The sequence below is a fragment of the Streptomyces lanatus genome (assembly GCF_014655715.1).
GTDB classification, from domain to species: Bacteria; Actinomycetota; Actinomycetes; order Streptomycetales; family Streptomycetaceae; genus Streptomyces; species Streptomyces lanatus.
In genome coordinates this window covers 657,815-680,930 of sequence record NZ_BNBM01000003.1, presented here as the reverse complement: position 1 = coordinate 680,930, position 23,116 = coordinate 657,815, and the positions used below count along the sequence as shown (strand labels likewise).

Below are 23,116 nucleotides of genomic sequence, written 5' to 3'. Positions count from 1 at the left end.
CCGGTCCCGATCCACCTCCCCGCCCGAAGGGATGCGCAGGCCGACATGGTGAAGTTCGAACCACGTCCGACGAACCCCTTTCCCCTGGTGCGCGGTGCCACCACGGACTTCCCGCTGTCGGCGGGACAGGAACGCCTGTGGTGGCTGCACCAGTGGGAAACGTCGTACGAGTACCACATCACCGGCGGTTGGCGGTTCCCGGACGGGGTGGACCAGGCGGCCCTGGCCACCGCGTTGGCCTGCCTGGTCCGCAGGCACCAGATCCTGCGGACCAGGTTCGTCCTGCGCGCGGACGGCACGGTCGCACAGGAGGTCGCCGACGTGATCGACGTCCCCGTCGTATGGGCGGGGACCGACTGGCGGGCAGCGGTGGACCGGGCGGTCCGAGAACCCTTCGATCTCGCCCGGCCACCCCTGCTCCGGGTCGTCGTCGCCGAACTGGACGACGGATACGGCCTGTTGATGTCCCTGCACCACATCATCACGGACCGCTGGTCCATGGACGTATTGGCCAGGGACCTCTTCGAGCTGTACGAAGCCGCGCTGAAGCAACGCGAGCCGGAGCTTCCGGAACTCGCCGTGCAATACGGCGACTACGCGGACTGGCAGCGCCGCTTCCTCGACAGCGGCGCGCTCCAGCCGCAACTGGAGCGCCGGGTGGCGGCGCTGCGCGGGAGCGAACGCCTGGAACTCACGCCGGACCGCCCCCGGTCCACGGCGAACGACGCGACCGGCGGCACCGTCGTCGTCGAACTGTCGGAGGAGGCCACCGCGGCGATGACCGCGCTGGCCTGGCGCGCCCGGGCGACCCCGGCCGTCGTGGTGACGGCGGCACTGGCCGCGACCCTGAGCGCGTACAGCGGCCGGACCGATGTCGTCGTCGGCGCGATCGTCTCCGACCGGCCGCGCCCGGAACTGCAGGACCTGATCGGCTTCTTCATCAACACCGTGGCGCTGCGGATCGACCTGTCCGGTGAGCCGCTGACCTTCCGCTCCCTCGTGACCCGCACACGGGACGCCTGGATGGCGGCGGACGCGCACCAGGACGTGCCCTTCGAAAGCATCGTCGGTGCGCTCCACGCCGGTTCCGAGGACCGGCGCAACCCGCTCTTCGACATCGCGGTGAACCACGCGGGCGACCGGGTGAGCCTCGCCGAGGCGCCGGGAGCGCCGACCTGGTGGTACCCCGAACTGCCGGTGACGGCACGCTTCGACCTGTCCCTCACCACCCAGGTCGTCGACGGGCGGCTGCGCGCCTCCTTCGTCTACCGGTCGGCGCTGTTCGACGAGGCGCCCACTGCCGCACTGGCCGCCACCTACATCCGGCTGCTGGAACAGGGCGTGAGCGACCCCGACCAGCCGTTGCGTCAACTGCCCCTGATCGAGGAGCCCGAACGCGAACGACTGCACAGCACCAACGACGCGACCCCCGCTCCGACGGCGACGATCGTGGAACGCGTCCAGGAACAGGCGGCGAGCCACCCCACGGCACCCGCCGTGGTCGGCGCGAGCGGGAAGCTGACGTATGGGCAGCTCAACGAGTCCGCGAACCGACTGGCCAGGCACCTGCTCACGCTCGGCGCCGGGCCCGAGCGGGTGATCGCCGTCTGCCTGGACAAGACGATCGAGCGTTACGTCGTCCTGCTCGCCGTCGCCAAGACCGGTGCCGCCTACCTCCCGCTCGACCCGGCCCACCCGGCCGACCGACTGCGCTTCCTGCTCTCGGACGCGGGCGCGATCCTCACGGTCGTCAGCCCCGGCCTGGACGACCACCTGCCCGATGGTGTCGTGCCGAAGCTGGTCCTCGGATCACTCGATCTGAGCGGCTACGACGCCGGGGACCTGGAGCGGGCCGCCCTCCCCGACAACCTGGCGTATCTCATCTCGACGTCCGGCTCGACCGGGGCACCCAAGTCGGTGGCGGTCTCGCACCGGGCGCTGAGCAGGCTGGTGGCGGGGGTGCCGCGCCATCTCGACGTCGGGCCCGGGACGACCTTCCTGCAGTGCGGGCCCCTGACGTTCGACGTCGCGGTGCTGGAGTGGGCCCCTCTCGCGCACGGCGGCCGCGTGGTGGTCACCGACACCGGCACCCTCCTCGACGGCCTGGACGACGTCGTCCGCACCCACGCCGTCACCACCCTCAAACTGGTCTCCCCGCAGCTGGACCTGCTGGTGGAACGGGACATCGGGACGCTCGCGGGCCTGAGCCGACTCGTCGTCGGGGGCGACGTGGTCAACCCACGCAGCTTCGCCGCCGCCCGTGCGGGCCTCCCCGGTTGCCGTGTCACGGCGTCCTACGGGCCGACCGAATGCACAGTGCTGGCGACCCTGTTCGACGGGGGCGAGTGGGAGGCGGGCCGGGTGCCCATCGGGTACGCCCTTCCCCACACCCGCGTCTACCTCCTCGACCGCGACCTGCGCCCCGTCCCGGTCGGTATGCGCGGCGAGATCCACCTGGCGGGCGACGGTCTGGCCCGCGGCTACCACGGCCGCCCGGACCTGACCGCCGCGGCGTTCGTCCCCGACCCGTACGGCCCGCCCGGCGCCCGGATGTATCGCACCGGTGACGTCGGCCGGTATCTGCCGAGCGGGGCGATCGACTTCCTCGGCCGCGCCGACAAGCAGGTGAAGATCCGCGGCTTCCGGATCGAACTGAGCGAGATCGAGCATGTGTTGCTGCGCGAGCCGGAGATCACGTCGGCCGTCGTACTGCGGGTCGAGTCGCCGACGGGGCCGGCGCTGGCCGCCTACGTCGTGGCGACGGCCCCGGTGGACGTGTCCACGCTTCGCGCCCGGCTGGGCTTGAGCTTGCCCGCGTACATGCTCCCCGACCATGTCATCGAGGTGCCCCGCATCCCGTTGACCGCCAACAACAAGGTCGATCGCGAGGCGCTGCCTCCCGTCGCCGAGGCCGAACCGGGCTCCGCCCAGCCGTCGACCGGGCTGGAGGCCCGTGTGGTCGAGGCGTGGTCCGGGGTACTGGGCCGGACGGTGCCCGCCGACGCGGACTTCTTCGCGCACGGCGGCCACTCCCTCCTCGTCCCGAGGGCGACCGCGGCGATCCGGCGACTGCTCGGCCGCGAGGTCCCGTTGCGGCTGATGATGACCCACCGCACACCCGCCGCGTACGCGGCCGCGATCCTGGCGGAGACCGCGCCGGACGCGGTCCCGGGCGAGCACCGCCTTGAGCGACAGGTGTGGCGCAGCCTGAGTTTCCCCGGTGAACGCCGACTCGACCTGTACGTCCCCGACGGGGACCCGGGCCCGGAGCCGCGAACCCTGATCGTGCTCGACGGCTCCGAGTTCGTGGACATCATGCGGCTGCCGGCGCTGCTCGACCGTCTGATCCATCAGCACCGGATCCCGCCGACGGCGGCCCTGTTCGTGAGCCCGGCCGAGTGGTCGGTCCGCAACAGGGAGCTGCTGGACGAGAAGTTCGTGGACGTGCTCGCCGACGAACTGATCCCGTATCTGAGGGACCGGTTGGGCAAGGGATGGCCAAGTGGGGGACGTACGACAGCCGTCGGCGCGAGCCTCGGCGCCGTCACCGCGGTGCGCGCCGCACTGCACCGCCCCGACCGCTTCGACGGAGCCGTGGGCATGTCCGGCCCGCTGACCGACCACCGCCTGGCACAGGCGACTCCCGGGGACCCGGGCCCGGCCCGGTTCTTCCTGTCCGCGAGCCGCGAGGAAGCGGACGCGATGCTCGACGGTGGCATCAGCCAGTTGGACGCCACCAAGCGCACCGGGGAGGACCTGGCGCTGCGCGGCCATGTCGTGCGGTGCGCGTACGGCGACGGCGGCCACACCTACGCCGCGTGGGAGGCGATGCTCCCTGAGGCGATCGGCTGGGCGCTGAGCGGCGGAAACAACGACCAGGACGGGGACGTGGACCATGTTTGACGACGACGACCGCGAGTTCAGCGTGGTGGTCAACCACGAGGAGCAGCACTCGATCTGGCCGGCCGACCGTGACGTCCCGTCCGGCTGGCGTGCCGAGGGATTCAGCGGCGACAGGGCGGCGTGCCTCGCCCATATCGACCGTGTGTGGACGGACCTGCGGCCGCTGAGCCTGCGTGAGCGGAGCGGGGGGACGGCATAGTGGAATCCAGGCTGCGTACGGTGGTCGACCTGTTCGAGCACCAGGTCCGGGCACGTCCGGACGCCCTCGCCGTCCGGACGCGGGAACGGTCGTGGACGTACGCCGAGTTCGACCGCGCGACGACCCGGCTGGCCCACCGCCTGCGCCACGCGGGAGCGGGACCCGGAACGGTGGTGGGCCTGCTGGCCCCCCGCGGCGCAGCGGCCCTGACCGGCCTCCTCGCCGTACTGCGCTGCGGCGCTGCGTGTCTGCCGCTCGACCCGGACGACCCGCCCCGGCGCAACCGGGAGGTGCTGGACGACGCGGGATGCGAACAGATCCTCGTCACCGCACCCACGGAGTGGTGCCCCGAGGCACTGCTGCTGGAGGACCCGACCCCGGTGGAAGCCGCCGTACTTCCCCACCCACAGCCGCTCGACCTGGCGTACGCGATCACCACCTCCGGCTCCACCGGACGCCCCAAGATCGTCGGCGTACCGCACGAGGGGATCCACAATCTGATCGTCGCCTCGATCGAGGACCTCGACCTGATCAGGCCGGACGACGTCATGCTGTGGACGACCGCACCGACCGTCGACAGCACGATGCACGACGTTCTGATGCCGCTGTGCGCGGGCGCCTGCGTGGCGATCGGCGACGACGCGGACCTGCCCGCGAGCCGGATCCTGGTCACCGTGCGCGCCCTCGGTGTGACCGCGCTGGAGATCCCGGCCGCCGTCCTCGGACCTTACGGCCGCTCACTCCTCCCCCGACTCGCCCGCGCGGGCGTCCGCCTCGTCATCACCGGCGGCTCCCAGCTCGACGGCCTCGGCCTCGCCGACTCCCCGCCCCTGGTCGTCGCCAACGGCTACGGTCCGACCGAGGCCTCGGTCGCCGCCACCTGGTACCGCTGCAACCCCTCGACCCCGAGCTGGGTACCGATCGGCAGCCCGGTCCGAGGGGTGGGGACATACGTACTGGACGACGACCTGCGCCCCGTCCCGGCCGGCGACGAGGGCCAGTTGTTCATCGCGGGCATCGGCCTGGCAAGGGGTTACATCGGCCTGCCGGCCCGCACGGCGGCGGCGTTCCTGCCGGACCCCTTCTCGGAGACACCCGGATCGCGGATGTACGCCACCGGCGACCGCGTACGGCTGCAACCCGACGGCGACTACGTCTACCTCGGCCGCATCGACGACCAGGTCAAGATCCGCGGCTTCCGCGTCGAGATCGGCGAGGTCGAGCACGCCCTGCGCGAGTGCGCCGGAGCCGTCGACTCCGCGGTGCTGCTACGCGAGGACACGCCCGGCGGTGCCGCCATCGTCGCCTTCCTGGTCGGCGAACGGTCGCCCGACGAGGTGCTCACCGGCCAGCTGCGAGACCGGTTGCCGAGCCATATGCTTCCCCGTTTCTTCGTATGGCTGGACAACATGCCCCTCAACCGGGCGGGCAAGGTCGACCGCAAGGCGCTGGCCAGGATGCCGGTCGGGGACCCGGTCCGACGTACCTGAAGAAGGAGTCCAGTGGTGCCACGTGCAGAAGCCGGCGTGCACGGTGTGTGCGACGCCTATGTCGATGACTACGCCCGTCTGAATCCGCTCGCGGCCACCGAGTTCGGCATCCGCGGCCATGACGCCCATCTGCCCGACCTCTCCCCCGACGGCCACGCGGCACGCGCCGAACTCGCCAGGACCGCCCTGTCCGACATGGCGGCCACGCGACCCGGCGACGATGCCGAGCGCATCGCCAAGGCGGTCTTCACCGAACGGCTCACGGTCGACGTCGACATGCACGAGGCCGGCCTGCACGCCGCGTCACTCAACATGACCGCGAGCCCGGCGCAGGACATCCGCTACGCCTTCGACCTGATGCCGACCGGGACCGCCGACGACTGGGCGCTGATCGCGGCGCGGCTGGCCCGGGTACCGGAGACGCTCGCGGGATACCGGGCGTCGCTGACGGCATCGGCGGACAAGGGAGTCGTCTCGGCGATACGTCAGGTGCGGCGGACGCTGGACCAGTGCGAGACCTGGTCCGCCCCCGGATCCTTCTTCACCGAACTCGCCGCGTCCGCCGACGAGGTGCCGGGCGTCGAAGGCGCACTGCGGGCCGACCTCGACGCCGGCGTGCGCGCGGCCAGGGAGGCATACGCCGGGCTGGCCGCCTTCCTCCGTGAGGAACTCGCGCCGAAGGCCGGCACCGAGGACGCGGTCGGCGCGGACCTCTACGGCCTGTGGGCACGCAAGTTCACCGGGGCGAGCCTGGATCCGCGCGAGGCATACGCCTGGGGCTGGGCGGAGTTCGGCCGGATCGAGGCGGAGCTGGCCGAGGTCGCGGGACAGATCAAACCCGGGGCGACTCCGGCCGAGGCGGCCGAGGTGCTCGACGGCGATCCCCGGTACCGCGTCCGCGGCCATGCCGGATTCCAGGCGTGGATGCGGGACCTCTCCGAGCAGGCACTCGCCGACCTGCGCGGAAAGCACTTCGACATCCCGGACGAACTGATGCGGCTGGACTGCCGGATCGCCCCGCCGGGCGGCGGACTCGGCGCCTACTACACCAACCCCGCCGACGACTTCAGCCGCCCCGGCACGATGTGGTGGTCGCTCCCGGCGGACAAACAATCCTTCTCGACATGGCGCGAGGCCAGCACCGTCTACCACGAGGGCGTGCCGGGCCATCACCTCCAGATCGGCACAGCGGTGGCGACCCCGGCCCTCAACCGCTTCCAGCGCCTGCTCTGCTTCATCGACGGCCACGGCGAGGGCTGGGCCCTCTACGCCGAGCGCCTGATGCGGGAGTTCGGGTACCTCGACGACGGCTATCTGCTCGGCATGCTCAACAAACACATCTTCCGCGCGGCGCGGGTGATCGTGGACATCGGCATGCACCTGAAACTGGAGATCCCGGCAGGCACCGGCTTCCACGAGGGCAGGCACTGGACCCCTGAACTCGCCCAGGAGTTCCTGCGGACAAGGACCCTCACCGACAAGGCACGCGCTGTCGACGAGATAGACCGCTACCTCGGCTGGCCGGCCCAGGCACCCTCGTACAAGCTCGGCGAGCGGCTGTGGCTGTCCATCCGCGAGACGCTCCGGACGGAGCGCGGCAGCGAATTCGACCTCAGGGACTTCCATATGCGCGCACTGCGGAGCGGCCCGGCGGGCCTGGACACACTGCGGCAGGTCCTGACCAAGACGGACTGACTCCTCCCCGATAACTCCACCTCACATCTCCACCTCACCTCTCCACCCGCGAGACGGATCAGCGGCACCCTGATGGGGCATACAACAAGTCCAACTCCTGTCACCCCACATGCACTTCAGGGAGTCCCCCATGATCCGCGGCATCGATGTCAGCGCGTACCAGTCCTCGTCCTACGCCACCGACGGCCTCTCCTTCGTCTTCATCAAGGCGACGGAGGGCCGTTCCTACATCAATCCCAAACTCGCCGCCCAGACAAAACGCGCCCGGGACGCCGGCCTGGTCGTCGGCTTCTACCACTTCCTCTGGCCGGGCAACCTCTCCGCCCAGGCCGACTATTTCGTCAGCAAGGCCCCCGAGAAAGCGGGCGACATTCTCGCCGTGGACTGGGAGACGACGAGTGAGGGGACGCATGCGAGCAATGCGGAGAAGGATCTGTTCATCCGGAAACTGAAGGAGAAGCGGCCGAACAACCCGGTGATCTTGTACGCGAACAGGAATTACTGGCTCAACGTCGACACCACGTCCTACGCCGGCGACGGCCTCTGGATCGCCGACTACGTGACGGCGGGCAAGCCGCGCATCCAGGCGAAATGGCGCTTCCATCAGTACACGGACAATCCGCTGGACAAGAACGTGGCGAATTTCTCCAGCAAGGCCGCATTGCGTGAATGGGCCGAGAACGCATGACGGCCTAATCGCCCATCATGGCCCCGAACGGCTCCTGCAACTCGCCCCGCAACACCTCCGCCGCCCCCTCCCCATCCCCCGCCACAACCGCCCGCACCAGCGCCTCATGGGCGCCATCTGCCGTGTTGGGGTCGTGAACCCGTACGCCGGTCAGGTTGAGGAGTTCGACCAGGCCCTTGCGCAAGACGGGCGTGAACTCGGTGAACAGGTCGGTGAGTACGGGGTTGTGGGCGGCGGCGACCACCGTCGCGTGGAAGGTGATGTCGGCCTCCACGAAGGTCGCGTCGTCGGCCGTGGAGGCGGCTCGGCGGGCTTCCAGTGCCGCTTCCATCGCCGTGACGTCCTCGGGGGTGCGGCGTCGGGCGGCGAGGCGGGCCGCGTGGACCTCTACGGCCATGCGGACCTCGTAGACGTCGTTCACCGCGGCTCGGCGCAGGCGGGTGGGCCAGTCCTCGGCCGGTTCGGTGGCGAGGACGAAGACGCCGGCGCCCTGGCGGGGTTGGACGAGGCCGGCGCCGGCCAGGGCGCGCAGGGCCTCGCGGACGGTGGAGCGGCCGACGCCGAGTTCCCTGGCCAGGGTCGTCTCGCCGGGCAGCTTGGTGCCGACGGGCCAGTGGCCGCCCGCGATCTGCTCGCGCAGCCGCTCGGCGGCCTGTTCGACCAGGGGGCTGGGCCGGAGGGCACCGAGCGGCGACGGCGGCACGGACTTCACCTACTTGTCTGAGGAGTTGACAGCATTTTACTTGTCTGAGGAGCTGAGGAGTGAGTAGCGTACCGATCATGACGCTCTGCGGTCTCCTTCTTCTCGGCTGCCGCGGCGGGGCCTGACACGACCGGCGCCCCGCCGCGGGGCGCCGTGCTGCCGGTCGTCCTCCGACCCGACCGAGCCGAAGGCCAGCAGCAGACGATGACCACCAACCCGTCCGAGCTGTGGAATCCGCAGCGCCCCAGCCCCATGCCCCAACACCGCTACCGCCCCTTCCACGAGCGTGTGCACGTCCCCGCCGAGGACCGGACCTGGCCCTCGGCCCGTATCGAGCGCGCCCCCCTCTGGGTCCCGGTCGACCTGCGCGACGGCAACCAGGCGCTCGCCGAGCCGATGGACACCCCGCGCAAGCGGCGCTTCTTCGAGCTGCTGGTGGCGACCGGCTTCAAGGAGATCGAGGTGGGCTATCCCTCCGCGAGCCGCACCGAGTTCGACTTCGTACGGCATCTGGTGGCGGGCGCCGTACCGGACGATGTCACGCCCGTCGTGTTCACCCCGGCCCGGCCGGACCTGATCGACCGGACCTTCGAGGCCATCGCCGGGCTGCCGCGGGCGGTCGTGCATCTGTACATCGCGACGTCGCCGGTGTGGCGGGACGTCGTCCTCGGCCGGGACCGCGGTGCGGTGTGGCGGACGGTGCGCGAGGCGGCCGAGCGGATGGCGCGGCAGGCGGGGGACGGGGTCCGGTTCCAGTTCTCTCCCGAGACGTTCAATCTCACCGAACCGGATTTCGTCCTCGAACTCTGCGACGGGCTCAGTGAGCTGTGGGACGCGAGCCCCGACCGCCCCGTCACCCACAACCTTCCCGCGACCGTCGAGATCGCGACCCCCAACGTCTACGCCGACCAGATCGAGTACATCCACCGTCACCTCGCCCGCCGCGACTCGGTGATCCTCTCCGTCCATCCGCACAACGACCGCGGCACCGGCGTCGCCTGTGCCGAACTCGCCGTGCTGGCGGGCGCCCAGCGCGTCGAGGGCTGTCTGTTCGGCAACGGCGAGCGCACGGGGAACGTCGATCTGGTGACCCTGGCGATGAACCTGTACGCCCAAGGCGTCGACCCCATGCTCGACTTCGGCGACATCGACGCGGTCAGGGCGGTCGTCGAGGACTGCAACCGCCTGCCGGTGCACCCCCGCCACCCGTACGCCGGCGACCTCGTCCACACGGCGTTCTCCGGCACCCACCAGGACGCGATCAGCAAGGGGCTCGCCCATCACGCGTACAGGGCGACGGAGTTGGGGGTTCCGCCGGGGCAGGCGGCCTGGGAGGTGCCGTATCTGCCGATCGACCCGGCCGACATCGGGCGCTCCTACGAGGCGGTGATCCGCGTCAACTCGCAGTCGGGGAAGGGCGGTACGGCGTATCTGCTGCGCACCCACCACGGCCTGGACCTGCCGGCGCGCATGCGGGCCGACTTCTCCACCGTCGTCCAGACGGCCACGGACGACAGCGGACGGGAGATCACGCCAAAGGAACTGGGGGACCTGTTCCGGGCCACCTACGTCATCGACGACGGGGAAATCTCCCTGGACGCGTGGTCCGTGCAGCAGGACAACTCCCGCGGTGAGCATCGGTTCGTCTGCACCCTGCGCATCGGGGACCGCACCGGTGACCACGAGGGCACCGGCAGCGGCCCGCTGTCCGCGTTCGTGGACGCGCTCGGCGGTGCCGGGTTCGCCGTCGCTGTCATCGACTACGCCGAGCATCCGCTGGGAGACGGGATCGCGGCCTACGTCGAGTGCCGGGTCGACGGCGTCACGGCCTGGGGCGCCGGCCAGGGCCCGGCGGCCTCCGTCCAGGCGGTCGTGTCCGCCGTGAACCGGGCCGTGCGATGACGGTGCTGCGCGCCCAGGACGTCCATGTCGTACGCGACGGCACGCCGATCCTGCGGGACGTCTCCGTCACCGTCCGCGCGGGCGAGCACTGGGCGCTGCTCGGCGCCAACGGGGCGGGCAAGTCCACGCTGCTCGCCCTGCTGGGCGCCCGGATCCATCCCACCCGGGGCACGGTCGAGGTGCTGGGGCGCCGCCTTGGCCGGGTCGATCTGCGGGAGCTGCGCGCGTACGTCGGTCATGTCGACCCGCGTCATCCACTGACGGCGCCGCTGCGGGTGCGGGACGTCGTCCTGACCGGGCTGACCAACTCGGTGGCGCCGCTGCCCCGGCATCGGCCGACGCCGGCGCAGCGGGAGCGGGCCGACCGGCTCATCGAGACACTGGGGCTACGGCCGCACCGCGACGCCCGCTGGCCCACCCTGTCGCAGGGCCAGCGCGCCCGGACCCTCATCGCGCGGGCCCTGATGCCCCGGCCCCGGCTGCTGCTCCTCGACGAACCGGCCACCGGCCTCGACCTCCCCGGCCGCGAGCAGCTGATCGGCGCGCTGACCGAACTGCGGCTGCGTCATCCGGAGCTGGCGACGGTCCTGGTCACCCACCACCTGGAGGAGCTTCCGCCGGGCACCTCGCACGCCCTGCTGCTGCGCGAGGGCCGGGCGCTCGCGCAGGGCCCGGTGGCCGAGGTCCTCACCGGCGACCAGGTCGGCAAGTGCTTCGACCTGCCGCTGGCCCTTGAGCGGCGGGACGGACGCTGGAACGTACGGGCATGACGAAGGGGCGCCCCTCCGCACCGGAGGGGCGCCCCTTCGAAGGGCGTCACTTGCTCAGGTAGGCCCAGAACTCGTCGAACGACAGGAGCTTGTCGCCGTTGAGGTCGCGGCTCTTGATGATGGCCTCGGCGACGGCCTCGGTCACGTTCCAGTCGCCGCCCTGGGCCAGGGCGGTCTTGAACTCGGCGGCGGTGATGCTTCCGTCCCCGTCCGCATCGATGCGCTCGAACTGCCTGCGTGCTTCCTCGATGTCGATCTGCGCCACCGATCCGCCCCTTTTCGTCGTACTTGATGTCATACCTTGGTGTCCTGCTGACGGAGGTCAGATTAACCGCCCACCCGAGCCGCCAGCACAGGGACGCCCTCGTCGGGCCGGTGGGGTGGCGACTCGGGGAGTGGGGCGATGGCGACTCTGGGAGAGATTCTCGACGCGGCGGGGCGGGGTGTCTTCCCACCGGCGGACGGCGGTACGACGGTCGTGCCGCAGTTGTGCCGGCGGGACGCCGGTGTCCTGTCCTTCACCGCGCACTCGGTCGTCTTCGTGGACGAGGACCCGCGCTGGGTGTACGACACGCTGGACTCCCTGGACTGCGACCGGCTGGCGGCGACGATGAACCCGCGGTTCCTGTCGGCGCTGCTGGACCGGACGGGCCGTACCGTCGAGACGATCGACGCGATGCTGGTCGCCGACCCGCTGCCCGGCGAGCCGCCCCTCGCGCTCACCGAGATCGAGGACGCCGACCACCCCCGCATCACCTACGCCCGCGGCCGGCGCGACGGGGTGCGTGCGTGGACCGCGGAGGGCGGGGTGGTCGTGACGGGGCGCGGGATCGGCGGGCGGCTGGAGGTGTCGGTGGAGGTGGACGAGGCGGTACGGCACCGGGGGCTCGGCCGGTCCCTGGTGACCGCCGCCCGGCATCTGGTCACGGAGCCGCTGTGGGCGCAGGTCACGCCGGGGAACGCCCGCAGCATGCGGGCGTTCCAGGCGGCGGGCTACCGCGCGGTGGGCGCGGAGGCGCTGCTGCTCAGTGCCAGGGCTCGAAGTGCGGGTTGCTCTGGCAGTCGCTCATGATCTCGGTCTTGGTCGCCTTGTCCACCGGGCAGACGCCGAGGATGTACTTCCGGTCGATGCCGCCGGGGAAGGCGACCTCGAACTGGTCGGCCCATTTGTGGGTGTCGCCGATGGTCTTGTTGACGTCGACGCCGCCGGGGGCGTCGATGTAGTAGTTCCAGCCCGATTTCCACCAGTTCTTGTACAGGTCGTGGTCGTACGTCGTGGACACGTACGGGGAGGGCTGGTTGACCAGGACGTACTTCTCCACGTCGTACTGGCCGTTGACGACGTCCTTGGGCAGGAAGCCGTCCCGGAAGACGATCTCCGGGCCGCGGCCGTCGGCCCGGTAGAGGGTGCCGCAGCTGGTGCGCCAGGCCGGGTCGGGGGTGATGCGGTCGACGTCGACGCGGCGATCGGCGGCGGCCTCGATCGGGTCGTCGAACTGGACGGGACAGGCGGCCGGGTCGGGGACGGCCCTGGCGGCGGTCGGACGGGCGGAGGTGACGGACTCGGGAGCGGTGGCCGCGGTGGTGGCGAGGACGGCCGAGAGGGACAGGACGGCGGCAGCGGCCCGCCGCCGCAGGCGAGTTGTGATCATGGGGATCACGATCCCGGTCCTGCGGGGGCGGGTCGGGCAGGTTCACCCGTTTTCACCCGTTCGGCGGCGTGTCCACCGGCGAGGGATGTCAGCGGAAGACGCCGGTGTGGCCGAGGGAGTAACGGCCGGGCTGCGGGTACACGGCGAGGCCGTGCGGGCCCTCGCCCACGTCGATACGGGCGAGTTCGTCGCCGGTGCGGGTGTCGATGGCGTACACCTCCGAGTCGTAGCGTCCCGACAGCCACAGCACCTTGCCGTCGGCGGAGACGCCGCCCATGTCGGGGCTGCCGCCTTCGGGGAGGTGCCACTTCTTGGTGAGTTCGTCGCGGGTGAAGTCGTAGACGGAGACGGTGCCCTCGCCGCGGTTGGAGACATACATCTCGCGGGAGTCGCGGCTGACGTAGAGGCCGTGGCAGCCCTTGCCGGTGGGCAGGAGCTTCGGGGCGCTGAACTTGTCGCCGTCCAGGACCCACATGCCGTCGGCCATCATGTCGGCGACGTAGAACTTCTTGCCGTCAGGGGAGACCTTGACGTCCTGCGGCATCGCGCCGTCGAAGGGGAGTTTCTGCTGCCCGACGACCTTCATCTTCTCCGTGTCGACCTTCAGCAGTTCGCCGCTGAACTCGCAGGAGACGATGAAGTAGCGGCCGTCGAGGGAGAAGTCGGCGTGGTTGACGCCGTAGCAGGTGACCGGTTCGGTCTTGAGCCGCTTCATGGTGTGCGGGTCACGGAAGACGAGCTCGCGGTCGAGGGAGGCCATGACGATGGCGTATTTGCCGTTGGGGGTGAAGTAGAGGTTGTAGGGGTCGTGGACCTCGACCTCCTCGCCCGCCTTGCCGGTCTTCGGGTCGATGGGGGTGAGGGTGTGGCCGCGGTTGTTGTTGACCCACAGGGTCTTCAGATCCCAGGACGGCACGACGTGCTGGGGCTGGCGGCCGACGGGGATGGTCTCGACGACCTCGTAGGTCTTGGGGTCGATGACGGAGACGGTGTCGGAGTCGCTGTTGGGGACGTAGACGCGGGACGGGAAGTCCTTGACGACCGGGGAGAGCAGGTTCGGGCGGTCGGCGGCGTAGACGTCCTTCGGATCGAGGACGGGGGGCATGCCGGGCAGTCCCTGGACGGCCCGCTCCTTCACCGGAGCGGGGATGGCGGCCTGGGTGGGACGCTCCGTGTCCTTGGCGGACTCGGTGCCGCAGGCGGCCAGCGCGAGGAGGCCCAGGGCTGCGAGGAGGGTGCGGTGGGTGCGATTCATCGGCAGTTCTTCCGGTACGGCGGGGTGGCGGCGCGACGGTCACCAAAGATCACCGGACCATTTAATGTGGATTACGCAGAAAATCGTGCGATTGACCCGATAGGCGGCACCGACGGACTAACGCTCCGCCACCCTCATCTCGAACCACGTCGTCTTGCCGCGCGGCAGCAGATCCACGCCCCACCGGTCGGCGAGCTTGTCGACGAGCATCAGCCCCCGGCCGCTGATGTCCATCTCCTGGACCGGCATGAGACAGGGCAGACCGCGGGAGGGATCACGGACCTCGATACGGATCCAGCCGCGACGGCGCCGCATACGGAGGCCGAAGACACGGGCGCCGGTGTGGCGGACGGCGTTGCCGACCAGTTCCGAGACGAGCAGGACCGCGTCCTCCGTCATCTTCGGGGTGAGTCCCCACTGGCGCAGGACGACCACCTGGGCCAGTCTGCGCGCGGTCGCCGCGGACTCGGGGCGGGACGGGAGCGGAACCTCGGCCTCCGTGGGATTGCCGAACAGCTCCAGCGCCTTTGATGCGGCTTCGTCCTCGACCGCCGGCGACCAGCGTGCCGCAGTCGCACGGCCGTTTCCCCGCGGGTGTTCGACACCCTCCAGCCCCGCCATGCCCCCATCATGGCCGTCCGCGGGGCCCTTGGGGGCCGTTCCGGAGGAATACACCCCCCGGAAGCGCTCATTCCGAACGGCCCGGTTGGCATATGACAGCGGCAGTTCAGGGCCTCGCACAGCCCGTCCGACCTGCGACGAAGGGTCCGCTGGAGGCAATCGACAGGCTCCCTCGACAAGGCACGCTTAAGGTTGCCTTAAGGCTCCCATAAACCGCCCCATCGAGGGACCCGGATCAGACACGCCGTCAATTGCAAGTGATACGGCCGCGTTTCGGTCCGCCTCTAGAGGAACTTCGCCTTGCCCGGACCCTCCTCCACGAAGCTCCGCATGCCCCGCTCCCGGTCCTCCGTCGCGAACAGCCCCGCGAACCAGCCGCGTTCCACCGCGAGGCCCGTCTCGATGTCCGTCTCCAGGCCGGTGTCGATCGACTCCTTCGCGGCGCGCAGCGCGATCGCCGGGCCCTGCGCCAGCCTGGCGGCCCAGGCGTGCGCCTCCGCGTAGACCTGATCCGGCGCCACGACCCGGTCCACCAGGCCGAGTTCCCGCGCCTCCTCCGCCTTCACCATACGGCCCGTGAAGATCAGGTCCTTCGCCTTCGACGGGCCGATCAGCCGGGCGAGGCGCTGGGTACCGCCGGCGCCCGGGATCAGGCCGAGCAGGATCTCGGGCTGGCCCAGCTTGGCGTTCTCCCCGGCGATCCGGAAGTCCGCGCACAGCGCCAGCTCGCAGCCGCCGCCGAGCGCGTAGCCGGTCACCGCCGCCACCACCGGCTTGGGGATCCGGGCCACCGCCGTGAACGACTCCTGCAGGGCCCGGGCACGCAGGACCATCGCCGTGTGGTCCATGGCCTGCATCTCCTTGATGTCCGCGCCCGCCGCGAACACCTTCTCCCCGCCGTAGATCACCACGGCCCGTACGTCGTCACGCCGGGTCGCCTCCTCGGCGAGCTCCTTGAGCCGGTCCTGGGTGGCGACGTCCAGCGCGTTCATGGGCGGGCGGTCGAGACGGAGGGTACCGACACCTTCGGCGACTTCGAGATTCACGGTCATGCGAGCAGGTTAACGGGGACTAACGGGAGCGGCCCCGGTGCCGTACCTCACACCGGGGCCGTACGCACGTCACATGGGAGCTATGCCTTCCACTTCTCCCACGACATGTTCCAGCCGTTGAGCCCGTTCCCCGGGTCGACCGTCGCGTCGGCGGAGTTCTTCACGACCACCACGTCACCGACCATCGAGTGGTCGAAGAACCACGCGGCCGGGGTGCCCTTGTCCCAGGCGCCCTTGACGTCGCGCAGGCCGATGCAGCCGTGGCTGGCGTTGTAGTTGCCGAAGGCGCCGCCGCCCCAGTAGTTGCCGTGGATGAAGGTGCCGGAGTCGGTCAGGCGGGTGGCGTGCGGGACGTCCTTGATGTCGTACTCGCCGTCGTAGCCGACCGTGTCGCCGTTCATCCGGGTCTCGACGAACTTCTCGGTCATCACCATCTGGCCGTTCCAGGTGTCGTACCCGGGCTTGCCGGTGGTGACCGGGATGGTCTTGACGACCTTGCCGTCCTGAGTGACCTTCATCTTCCTGGTCTTCACGTCGACGACCGAGACCTGGTTGCGGCCGATCGTGAAGGTGACCTTCTTGTCCTGCTCGCCGTAGACGCCGTCACGGCCCTCGACGCCGTCGAGGTTGAGCTCGACGGTGACCTTGGTGCCGGACTTCCAGTACTTCTCGGGCCGGAAGTCGAGGCGGTCGTTGCCGAACCAGTGGCCCGCGACCTCGACGGCCGGCTCGGTCTTGATACTGATCGCCTTCTCGACGTCCTCGGGGTTGGTGATGCCCCGGTCGAAGCGGAGCGAGAACGGCATTCCGACGCCGACCTTCGAACCGTCCTCGGGTGTGAAGCGCCCGATGAAGGTGTTCTTCGGCGTCAGGGTGGTGAAGTCGGCCTCCTTGGCGGCCTCCAGGCCGTCGGTGTCCTTGGCGACCGCGTGCACCGTGTACTTGGTGGCGGCGGCGAGATGCGTGGACGGAGTCCAGGTGCCGCCGTCGCCGGATATCTTCCCGTCTATCGCGTTGCCCTTGGCGTCCTTGACCTCGACGTCCGTGAGCTTGCCCTTGGCCGCGGTCACCTTCAGGGCGCCGCTGGTGTCGACGGACTTGGCGCCGTCGCCCGGCGCTATGGTCACGACCGCCTGCGACTTCTTGGCCTGAGCGGCGCCGGCGTCCCCGCCCTTGCCGCCCCCGGCACCCGAGTCCGATCCGCCGCCCCCGCCGCACGCGGTGACGGTCAGCAGCAGCGCCCCGGCGACCGCGGCCAGCCCGACCCGCCTGCGTCCGTCAACCGACGCCCCCGATATCGGCCGCACGTTCAAGTCTTTCTCCCCTCCCCGGGCCAGGTCAGGCCCGCACCCCCGCGCGTCAGCCGCGCGCATCGGCGCATATTAACCACATGGCCGGACGCGTCGGCGCCGCGCGTTTGTCACTGTTCCGTTCCAACATCGACAGCCGGCCTGCCGCCGGGCAACTCACCCCCCTGTCGGATTACTTCACCGCACTCCCCGCCTTCCACTCCTTCCAACCCATATTCCATCCTCCGAGGCCATTGTCAGGAGCGACCTTTTTGTCATTGCTGCGGACGACCTCGACGACGTCCCCGACCAGGCTGCGGTCGAAGAACCAGCCCGCGGGTGTGTCGGAGCCGCCGCCCTTGACGTCCCTGAGGCCGACGCAGCCGTGGCTGACATTGCTCTGCCCGAAGATGGAGCGGTCCGCCCAGTAGTTGCCGTGCAGGAAGGTGCCGGAGTCGGTCAGGCGCATGGCGTGCGGGACGTCGGGGATGTCGTACTCGCCCTTGCCGTTCTTCTTCTTGAAGCCGACCGTGGCGCCGTTCATCCGGGTGAGTTCGAGCATCTCGGTGACTACCATCTTGCCGTTGTAGGTGGTCATCTTCGGGGCGCCGGCCGTGATGGGGACGGAGGCGAGCAGTTCGTCGTCGCGGCGGACCTCCATGGTGTGCTCGGCGGCGTCGACCAGGGAGACCTGGTGGCGGCCGACGGTGAAGGAGAAGGTCCTGTGCTGGAGGCCGTAGGCCCCGGGCGCCCCCTGGACGTCCCGCAGCCGCAGCGAGACGGTGACCTTGGTGCCGGGCTTCCAGTAGTCGCGGGGACGGAAGTCGAGGCGGGCCTTGCCGAACCAGTGCGGGCGGATCTCCACGGCGGGCTCGGCGGTGACCTGTACGGCGCGTTCGACGGCGGCCCGGTTCTGGATCTCCCGGTTGAACTCCAGGGAGACGATCATTCCGGTGCCTACGGTGGAGCGGTGCTCCGGGGTGACGTAGGCGATGAACCGCTTGTCGGGGACGTACGTGGTGAAGGTCGTGTGCCGTGCGCTGCGGCGCCCGTGGCCGTCGAGGGCCACCGCGTCGATCGTGTACTTCGCGGCCAGCGCGAGCCGGGGGTCCTCGGGCTCCCAGCGCAGGCCGTCCTTGGAGATGCGCCCGGGCACCGGGGTGTCCTGGGCGTCCTGGGACTTGACGACCTCGACCGACTCCAGCCGCCCGCTGGGCACCCGGACGAGCAGCCGGTCGTCGGGGCGTGCGCCCTTGGAACCGTCGTCGGGGGTGACCCGGATGACGTCCTCGGACGCCTGCCCCTTGCCCAGCATCTCGCCGATGCCGCCACCCGTGCAGCCGGCCAGCAGACCGGCCCATGTCAGTACGGCGGCCAGCACGGCCCCCGCGCGCCGCGCGCGCCCTTGTAGATGCGTCACGAAGACCCCAACGACCGGGGCGGCCCGGGGGAAACGTGAGTGCGACCCGACGGGTGGGCAGAACATGTGGGAGGACGACGCGACGGGGAGCCGCGGCTGGGCCCTGTCGTCAGATTCCCGGCGTCCGCCCGAAGGGCGGGCCCGGCGGCGTCTGGTGCGAGCGATCGCAAGGCGCCGGAGCGCCCTCGTGGCGGAGCCACGTGGGCGGTTCGGCAACGCGGCGAGCGTGCGTGCCAGACGCCGCCGGGCAGGCGGGAATCTGACGACAGGGCCCAGGGACGACCGCGGGTCTCTCCTTCCACATCGTGTGGTCCGTGAGCCGTGGGAGGCCGTAGGTGTCGAGCGCAGCCGAGCAGGAGGCGGTGGCCGGGGCGGTCGCCGCTGAGGAGGGGCGCCCGGCCGCCGTCGTGAACGGCGCGCGGCGCAAGGCCCCCGGTGTGCCCGTGTGGCCGGGCACGCCCGTGCCGCTCGGCGCCCGCTTCCGGGTCGGCCCGGACGGGGTGGCCGGCACCAACTTCGCGCTGTGGGCGGGGGGCGCGGAGGCCGTCGACCTGTGTCTCTTCGACGAGGAGGGGAAGGAGACACGGGCGCGGCTCACCGAGCTGACCCACGAGATCTGGCACGGCTTCGTGCCCGGTGTGATGCCGGGTCAGCGCTACGGCTATCGGGTGCACGGCCGCTGGGACCCCTGGACCGGCGGCCGCTGGAACCCGGCGAAGCTGCTGCTCGACCCGTACGCGCGCGCGGTGGACGGCGACTTCGGCCTGCCGCCCGAGGTGTACGGCCATGTCCGCGACTGGCCGCAGCAGCATGTCGCCGACACCGTGCGCGACGACCGGGACTCGGCGCCGTACGTCCCGAAGGGCGTGGTCGTGCACGACGACGACAACTGGGCGGACGACCGCCGCCCGAAGACGCCGTGGGCCGATTCGGTGATCTACGAGGTGCATGTGCGGGGGTTCACCAAGCTGCACCCCGGAGTCCCGGAGGAACTGCGCGGGACGTACGCCGGTCTCGCGCATCCGGCCGCGATCGAGCACCTCGTCAAGCTCGGCGTCACGGCCGTCGAGCTGCTCCCCGTCCACCAGTTCGCGCACGAGGACCACCTCCTGCGCAAGGGCCTGCGCAACTACTGGGGCTACAACTCCATCGGCTATTTCGCCCCGCACGCCGCCTACGCCGCCTCGGGTACGACGGGTCAGCAGGTGGGCGAGTTCAAGCGGATGGTGCGTGCGCTGCACGACGCCGGGATCGAGGTCATCCTCGACGTCGTCTACAACCACACGGCGGAGGCGGGCGAGCTGGGCCCGACGCTGTCGCTGAAGGGCATCGACAACCGGGGGTACTACCGGTTGCAGTCGGATGCACGGAGGTATGCCGACTACACCGGGTGCGGGAACACCCTCCACGTCGTCCAGCCGCATGTCCTCCGGCTCATCACCGACTCCCTCCGCTACTGGGTGACGGAGATGGGCGTGGACGGCTTCCGCTTCGACCTGGCGGCGGCGCTGGCCCGCTCCATGCACGATGTCGACATGCTCTCGCCGTTCCTCGCGGTCATCGCCCAGGACCCGGTGCTGCGCCGGGTGAAGCTGATCGCCGAGCCGTGGGACGTGGGGTCCGGTGGGTATCAGGTGGGCGCCTTCCCGCCCCTGTGGACGGAGTGGAACGACCGCTACCGCAACGCCGTACGGGACTTCTGGCGGGGCGCGCTGCCGGACGTACGGGATCTGGGGTACCGGCTCTCGGGGTCCAGTGACCTGTACGCGTGGGGAGGCCGAAGGCCGTACGCCTCCGTCAACTTCGTGACGGCCCACGACGGTTTCACGCTCCGCGACCTGGTGTCCTACGAGCGCAAGCACAACGAGGCGAACGGGGAAGGCAACCGGGACGGCTCGGACGACAACCGGGCCTGGAACGGCGGGGTCGAGGGGGAGACGGACGACGAGCGCGTACGGGCGCTCAGGCGGCGGCAGCTACGGAATCTGCTGACCACCCTGCTGCTCTCCACGGGCGTGCCGATGCTGGTCGCGGGCGACGAGCTGGGGCGCACCCAGCGCGGCAACAACAACGCCTACTGCCAGGACAACGAGATCAGCTGGCTGGACTGGGAGCTGCTGGAGGAGCCGGGCTGGAAGGCCCTCTTCGACCTCACCGCCCGCCTCATCGAGCTGCGGCACCGGCATCCCGTGCTGCGACGCCGGGCCTTCTTCTCCGGGCGGGCGCACTCGGCGGACGGACTGCGGGACCTGGCCTGGTTCACCGCACGGGGAACGGAGATGACGGAACGGGACTGGTACGCGCCCGCCGCCACGCTGGGCATGTTTCTGTCCGGGCGGGACATCCCGGGCCGCGACGAGCGCGGGGCACCGATAGTCGACGACAGCTTCCTGGCGGTGCTGCACGCCGGGGACCGGCCGGTGAGCTTCGTACTGCCGGGCCCGCCTTGGGCGGAGCGGTACGAGGTGGTCGTCGACACCTCGCGGGAGGAGCAGGGCGAGGCACCGGGGGTGGAGCATCCGGCGGGGGCGGGGATCACGGTGCCGGGGCGGGCGGTGCTGTTGCTGCGGGTGGACGGCTGATCAGCCGAGGATTCCCCGCTCGTACGCCGTCGCCACCGCCGCCGCCCGGTCCTTGACGCCCAACTTGGCGTACAGGTGGGTGAGATGGGTCTTCACGGTCGCCTCGCTGATGAAGAGCTCGCGGGCGATCTCGCGGTTGGAGGTGCCCTTGGCGACCAGGGCCAGGACCTCGCGTTCGCGGGCGGAGAGGGGCTCGTTGCCGTGGGCCTTCGGGGTGCGGACGGCGGAGACCAGGCGGGAGGCTACCGCCGGGGAGAGGACGGTACGGCCCTCGGCCGCCGCCCTGACGGCGGTGAAGAGTTCGTCGCGCGGGGCGTCCTTCAGGAGGTAGCCCGTCGCGCCCGCCTCGATCGCGGGGAGGGTGTCGGAGTCGGTGTCGTACGTGGTCAGTACGAGGACCTTGGCGCGGGCGCCGATGCGGGTGAGGTGGGCGATCGCCGCGACCCCACCGCCGCCCGGCATGCGCAGGTCCATCAGGATCACGTCCGGGTCGAGTGCGGCGGCACGCTCCAGGGCCTCCTCGCCACCGGCCGCCTCCCCGAGCACGACGAAGCCCGGCGCCGACTCGAACATGCCGCGCAGACCGTCCCGTACGACGGGATGGTCGTCGACGATCAGCAGGGAGATGGACGACTCGTCGCTACTCATGGCGCACCAACGGTACGCGAGCCGACAGGGCCGTGCCGCGCCCCGGTTCGGACTCGACGGTGAGGCAGCCCGCCATGCGCTCGGCGCGGGCGCGCATGCCGGGCAGGCCGAAGCCGCCGGTGTGGCCGCGCTCGGGGAGGGTGAGCGGGTCGAAGCCCTGGCCGTCGTCGCGGATGTCGAGGATGACCTCCTCGCCGAGGAAGGTGAGGGTGACGCCGAGGCGGGTCGCGCGGGCGTGCCGGGAGGCGTTGGACAGGGCTTCCTGGGCGATCCTCAGGAGGGTCGCGGAGAGTTCGTCGTGGAGTTGTTCCGCGGTGCCGGTGACGGTGAAGTCGGCGCGTACGCCGGTGCGTTCGGCCCATTCGGCGACCGTGCTCTTGAGGGCCTGGGGCAGTCCGTCGTTCTCCAGGGCCACGGGGGCGAGGTTGTGCACCGAGCGGCGGGCCTCGCCGAGGCTGTGGCGGGCGAGGGCGGAGGCGCGGTCGAGGTGGGTGCGGGCGGTGGGCAGATCGGGGGCGTTCGCCACGACCTGGAGCTGGGCGATGATGCCGGTCAGACCCTGGGCGAGGGTGTCGTGGATCTCGGCGGCGAGCCGGCGCCGCTCGTCCGCGACGCCCGCTTCCCGGGCCTGGACGAGGAGTTGGGAGTGGAGGGCGGCGTTCTCGTCGAGCGCCTGCTGCAACGCCGTATTCGTGCGTTCGAGCTCGGCGATGGTGGCGGCCCGGGCGCGGGAGCGTTCCTCCTGCTGGTTGGTGAGATGGCCGACCACGGTCAGGATGACGTTGTTGACCACCAGGAGCCCGGCGAACACCGCCCACTGGACGGGCTCCTTGAAGGGCAGCCCGCCGGCCTGCGAGCCCGAGACGGCGATCGAGCAGGCGAACGGGCCGAGCCACCGCAGACGCCGGCCGGGAATCAGCTCGTCGGAGTCGAAGTAGCCGGTGACCGCGTAGAACGCGAAGAACGGATTCAGCCAGGTCAGCGCGAAGCCGAGCGCCCAGCGCAGCGCGTAGTACACGGTGCCGGCGGTGGAGGGGCCGGGGCGGGTGCGGCGGGCCCGGCCCCACCACACCTGGAGGACGAGGCCCGCGACGACCAGCGCGGCGACGGTGGTGCGCTGCGCCGGCCCCGGCGTCAGTTCGGCGGTGGCCAGCGCCAGCAGTGTGCCGACCATGAGCAGCCCGTAGGGACCGACGCCGCGGATGAGTTCCCAGCGCCGCTCGATGTCCGTGTCCGCCGCGGTCATG

19 protein-coding genes are annotated in these 23,116 nt (G+C 70.7%); 9 read left to right on the top strand and 10 right to left on the bottom strand.

Features of this window, described 5'->3' with window-relative positions; genetic code table 11:
• Nucleotides 1-45: 45 nt before the first annotated feature.
• The 5 genes from IE325_RS12030 (at nucleotide 46) to IE325_RS12010 (ending at nucleotide 7,975) form a co-directional block, all read left to right on the top strand.
• Entirely contained in the window at nucleotides 46-3,903 is a 3,858-nt protein-coding gene (locus IE325_RS12030; RefSeq protein WP_190069779.1) for a non-ribosomal peptide synthetase, read from the top strand.
• The gene (locus IE325_RS12025; RefSeq protein ID WP_190069778.1) at nucleotides 3,896-4,102 is read left to right on the top strand and encodes an MbtH family protein; all 207 of its coding nucleotides are present in this window, start codon (nucleotides 3,896-3,898) and stop codon (nucleotides 4,100-4,102) included. The genes IE325_RS12030 and IE325_RS12025 overlap by 8 nt, the downstream gene beginning before the upstream one ends.
• Entirely contained in the window at nucleotides 4,102-5,592 is a 1,491-nt protein-coding gene (locus IE325_RS12020) for an amino acid adenylation domain-containing protein (protein WP_190069777.1), read from the top strand. Before IE325_RS12025 ends, IE325_RS12020 begins: the two co-directional genes overlap by 1 nt.
• Nucleotides 5,593-5,607: 15 nt before the next feature.
• Nucleotides 5,608-7,287 carry a DUF885 domain-containing protein gene (locus IE325_RS12015; protein WP_229911761.1) on the top strand — a complete coding sequence of 560 codons (1,680 nt, stop codon included), beginning with the start codon at nucleotides 5,608-5,610 and terminating at the stop codon, nucleotides 7,285-7,287.
• A 130-nt stretch (nucleotides 7,288-7,417) separates the two neighbouring features.
• Nucleotides 7,418-7,975 (top strand): glycoside hydrolase family 25 protein, encoded by a 558-nt coding sequence (locus IE325_RS12010; RefSeq protein ID WP_190069776.1) that lies wholly within the window; start codon nucleotides 7,418-7,420, stop codon nucleotides 7,973-7,975.
• A gap of 4 nt (nucleotides 7,976-7,979) precedes the next feature.
• Here the strand turns inward: IE325_RS12010 and IE325_RS12005 are convergent, their stop codons facing one another.
• A complete protein-coding gene (locus IE325_RS12005; RefSeq protein ID WP_190069775.1) occupies nucleotides 7,980-8,678 on the bottom strand; it encodes a FadR/GntR family transcriptional regulator in 699 nt (232 codons plus the stop codon).
• Nucleotides 8,679-8,882: 204 nt separating this feature from the next.
• On the opposite strand from IE325_RS12005, the gene IE325_RS12000 reads away from it, so the two are divergent.
• Together IE325_RS12000 and IE325_RS11995 are read left to right on the top strand one after the other, a co-directional pair.
• Nucleotides 8,883-10,580 (top strand): 2-isopropylmalate synthase, encoded by a 1,698-nt coding sequence (locus tag IE325_RS12000; RefSeq protein WP_190069774.1) that lies wholly within the window; start codon nucleotides 8,883-8,885, stop codon nucleotides 10,578-10,580.
• Nucleotides 10,577-11,350, top strand: coding sequence for an ABC transporter ATP-binding protein (locus IE325_RS11995; RefSeq protein ID WP_190069773.1), 774 nt, complete (start codon nucleotides 10,577-10,579; stop codon nucleotides 11,348-11,350). Before IE325_RS12000 ends, IE325_RS11995 begins: the two co-directional genes overlap by 4 nt.
• A gap of 46 nt (nucleotides 11,351-11,396) precedes the next feature.
• Here the strand turns inward: IE325_RS11995 and IE325_RS11990 are convergent, their stop codons facing one another.
• Nucleotides 11,397-11,648 carry an EF-hand domain-containing protein gene (locus IE325_RS11990; RefSeq protein WP_190069772.1) on the bottom strand — a complete coding sequence of 84 codons (252 nt, stop codon included), beginning with the start codon at nucleotides 11,646-11,648 and terminating at the stop codon, nucleotides 11,397-11,399.
• Between the two features lie 105 nt (nucleotides 11,649-11,753).
• Here IE325_RS11990 and IE325_RS11985 point away from each other — a divergent pair, with 105 nt between their 5' ends.
• Nucleotides 11,754-12,422, top strand: a complete 669-nt coding sequence (locus IE325_RS11985) for a GNAT family N-acetyltransferase (protein WP_190069771.1) — start codon at nucleotides 11,754-11,756, stop codon at nucleotides 12,420-12,422.
• Here IE325_RS11985 and IE325_RS11980 read toward each other — a convergent pair.
• The 6 genes from IE325_RS11980 to IE325_RS11955 form a co-directional block, all read right to left on the bottom strand.
• Nucleotides 12,376-13,002, bottom strand: a complete 627-nt coding sequence (locus IE325_RS11980) for an ADP-ribosyltransferase (RefSeq protein ID WP_190069770.1) — start codon at nucleotides 13,000-13,002, stop codon at nucleotides 12,376-12,378. The genes IE325_RS11985 and IE325_RS11980 overlap by 47 nt on opposite strands.
• 88 nt (nucleotides 13,003-13,090) lie before the next feature.
• Nucleotides 13,091-14,257, bottom strand: coding sequence for a YncE family protein (locus tag IE325_RS11975; RefSeq protein WP_190069769.1), 1,167 nt, complete (start codon nucleotides 14,255-14,257; stop codon nucleotides 13,091-13,093).
• A 117-nt stretch (nucleotides 14,258-14,374) separates the two neighbouring features.
• Entirely contained in the window at nucleotides 14,375-14,878 is a 504-nt protein-coding gene (locus IE325_RS11970) for an ATP-binding protein (protein ID WP_190069768.1), read from the bottom strand.
• A gap of 284 nt (nucleotides 14,879-15,162) precedes the next feature.
• Complete coding sequence (locus IE325_RS11965; RefSeq protein WP_190069767.1) at nucleotides 15,163-15,930, bottom strand: enoyl-CoA hydratase/isomerase family protein; 768 nt, start codon at nucleotides 15,928-15,930, stop codon at nucleotides 15,163-15,165.
• 80 nt (nucleotides 15,931-16,010) lie between these two features.
• Nucleotides 16,011-17,243 (bottom strand): L,D-transpeptidase, encoded by a 1,233-nt coding sequence (locus tag IE325_RS11960; RefSeq protein WP_190069766.1) that lies wholly within the window; start codon nucleotides 17,241-17,243, stop codon nucleotides 16,011-16,013.
• A gap of 169 nt (nucleotides 17,244-17,412) precedes the next feature.
• Entirely contained in the window at nucleotides 17,413-18,639 is a 1,227-nt protein-coding gene (locus IE325_RS11955; RefSeq protein ID WP_229911760.1) for a L,D-transpeptidase, read from the bottom strand.
• Between the two features lie 335 nt (nucleotides 18,640-18,974).
• Between IE325_RS11955 and glgX the strand changes: the two genes are divergently transcribed.
• Complete coding sequence (gene glgX, locus IE325_RS11950; protein ID WP_190069764.1) at nucleotides 18,975-21,221, top strand: glycogen debranching protein GlgX; 2,247 nt, start codon at nucleotides 18,975-18,977, stop codon at nucleotides 21,219-21,221.
• Here the strand turns inward: glgX and IE325_RS11945 are convergent, their stop codons facing one another.
• Nucleotides 21,222-21,869: a response regulator gene (locus tag IE325_RS11945; RefSeq protein WP_190069763.1), complete on the bottom strand. Its 648-nt coding sequence runs from the start codon at nucleotides 21,867-21,869 to the stop codon at nucleotides 21,222-21,224.
• Nucleotides 21,862-23,115: a sensor histidine kinase gene (locus IE325_RS11940; protein WP_190069762.1), complete on the bottom strand. Its 1,254-nt coding sequence runs from the start codon at nucleotides 23,113-23,115 to the stop codon at nucleotides 21,862-21,864. The genes IE325_RS11945 and IE325_RS11940 overlap by 8 nt, the downstream gene beginning before the upstream one ends.
• Between the last annotated feature and the right edge of the window lies 1 nt (nucleotide 23,116).

Coding starts and splice junctions, on each gene's coding strand:
- IE325_RS12000 (WP_190069774.1), top strand. CDS start 8,883: ATGACCACCAACCCGTCCGAGCTGTGGAATCCGCAGCGCCCCAGCCCC.
- IE325_RS11975 (WP_190069769.1), bottom strand. CDS start 14,257: ATGAATCGCACCCACCGCACCCTCCTCGCAGCCCTGGGCCTCCTCGCG.
- IE325_RS12025 (WP_190069778.1), top strand. CDS start 3,896: ATGTTTGACGACGACGACCGCGAGTTCAGCGTGGTGGTCAACCACGAG.
- IE325_RS11940 (WP_190069762.1), bottom strand. CDS start 23,115: ATGACCGCGGCGGACACGGACATCGAGCGGCGCTGGGAACTCATCCGC.
- IE325_RS11965 (WP_190069767.1), bottom strand. CDS start 15,930: ATGACCGTGAATCTCGAAGTCGCCGAAGGTGTCGGTACCCTCCGTCTC.
- IE325_RS12010 (WP_190069776.1), top strand. CDS start 7,418: ATGATCCGCGGCATCGATGTCAGCGCGTACCAGTCCTCGTCCTACGCC.
- IE325_RS11970 (WP_190069768.1), bottom strand. CDS start 14,878: ATGGCGGGGCTGGAGGGTGTCGAACACCCGCGGGGAAACGGCCGTGCG.
- IE325_RS12030 (WP_190069779.1), top strand. CDS start 46: ATGGTGAAGTTCGAACCACGTCCGACGAACCCCTTTCCCCTGGTGCGC.
- IE325_RS11990 (WP_190069772.1), bottom strand. CDS start 11,648: ATGACATCAAGTACGACGAAAAGGGGCGGATCGGTGGCGCAGATCGAC.
- IE325_RS11945 (WP_190069763.1), bottom strand. CDS start 21,869: ATGAGTAGCGACGAGTCGTCCATCTCCCTGCTGATCGTCGACGACCAT.
- IE325_RS11980 (WP_190069770.1), bottom strand. CDS start 13,002: ATGATCACAACTCGCCTGCGGCGGCGGGCCGCTGCCGCCGTCCTGTCC.
- IE325_RS11985 (WP_190069771.1), top strand. CDS start 11,754: ATGGCGACTCTGGGAGAGATTCTCGACGCGGCGGGGCGGGGTGTCTTC.
- IE325_RS11995 (WP_190069773.1), top strand. CDS start 10,577: ATGACGGTGCTGCGCGCCCAGGACGTCCATGTCGTACGCGACGGCACG.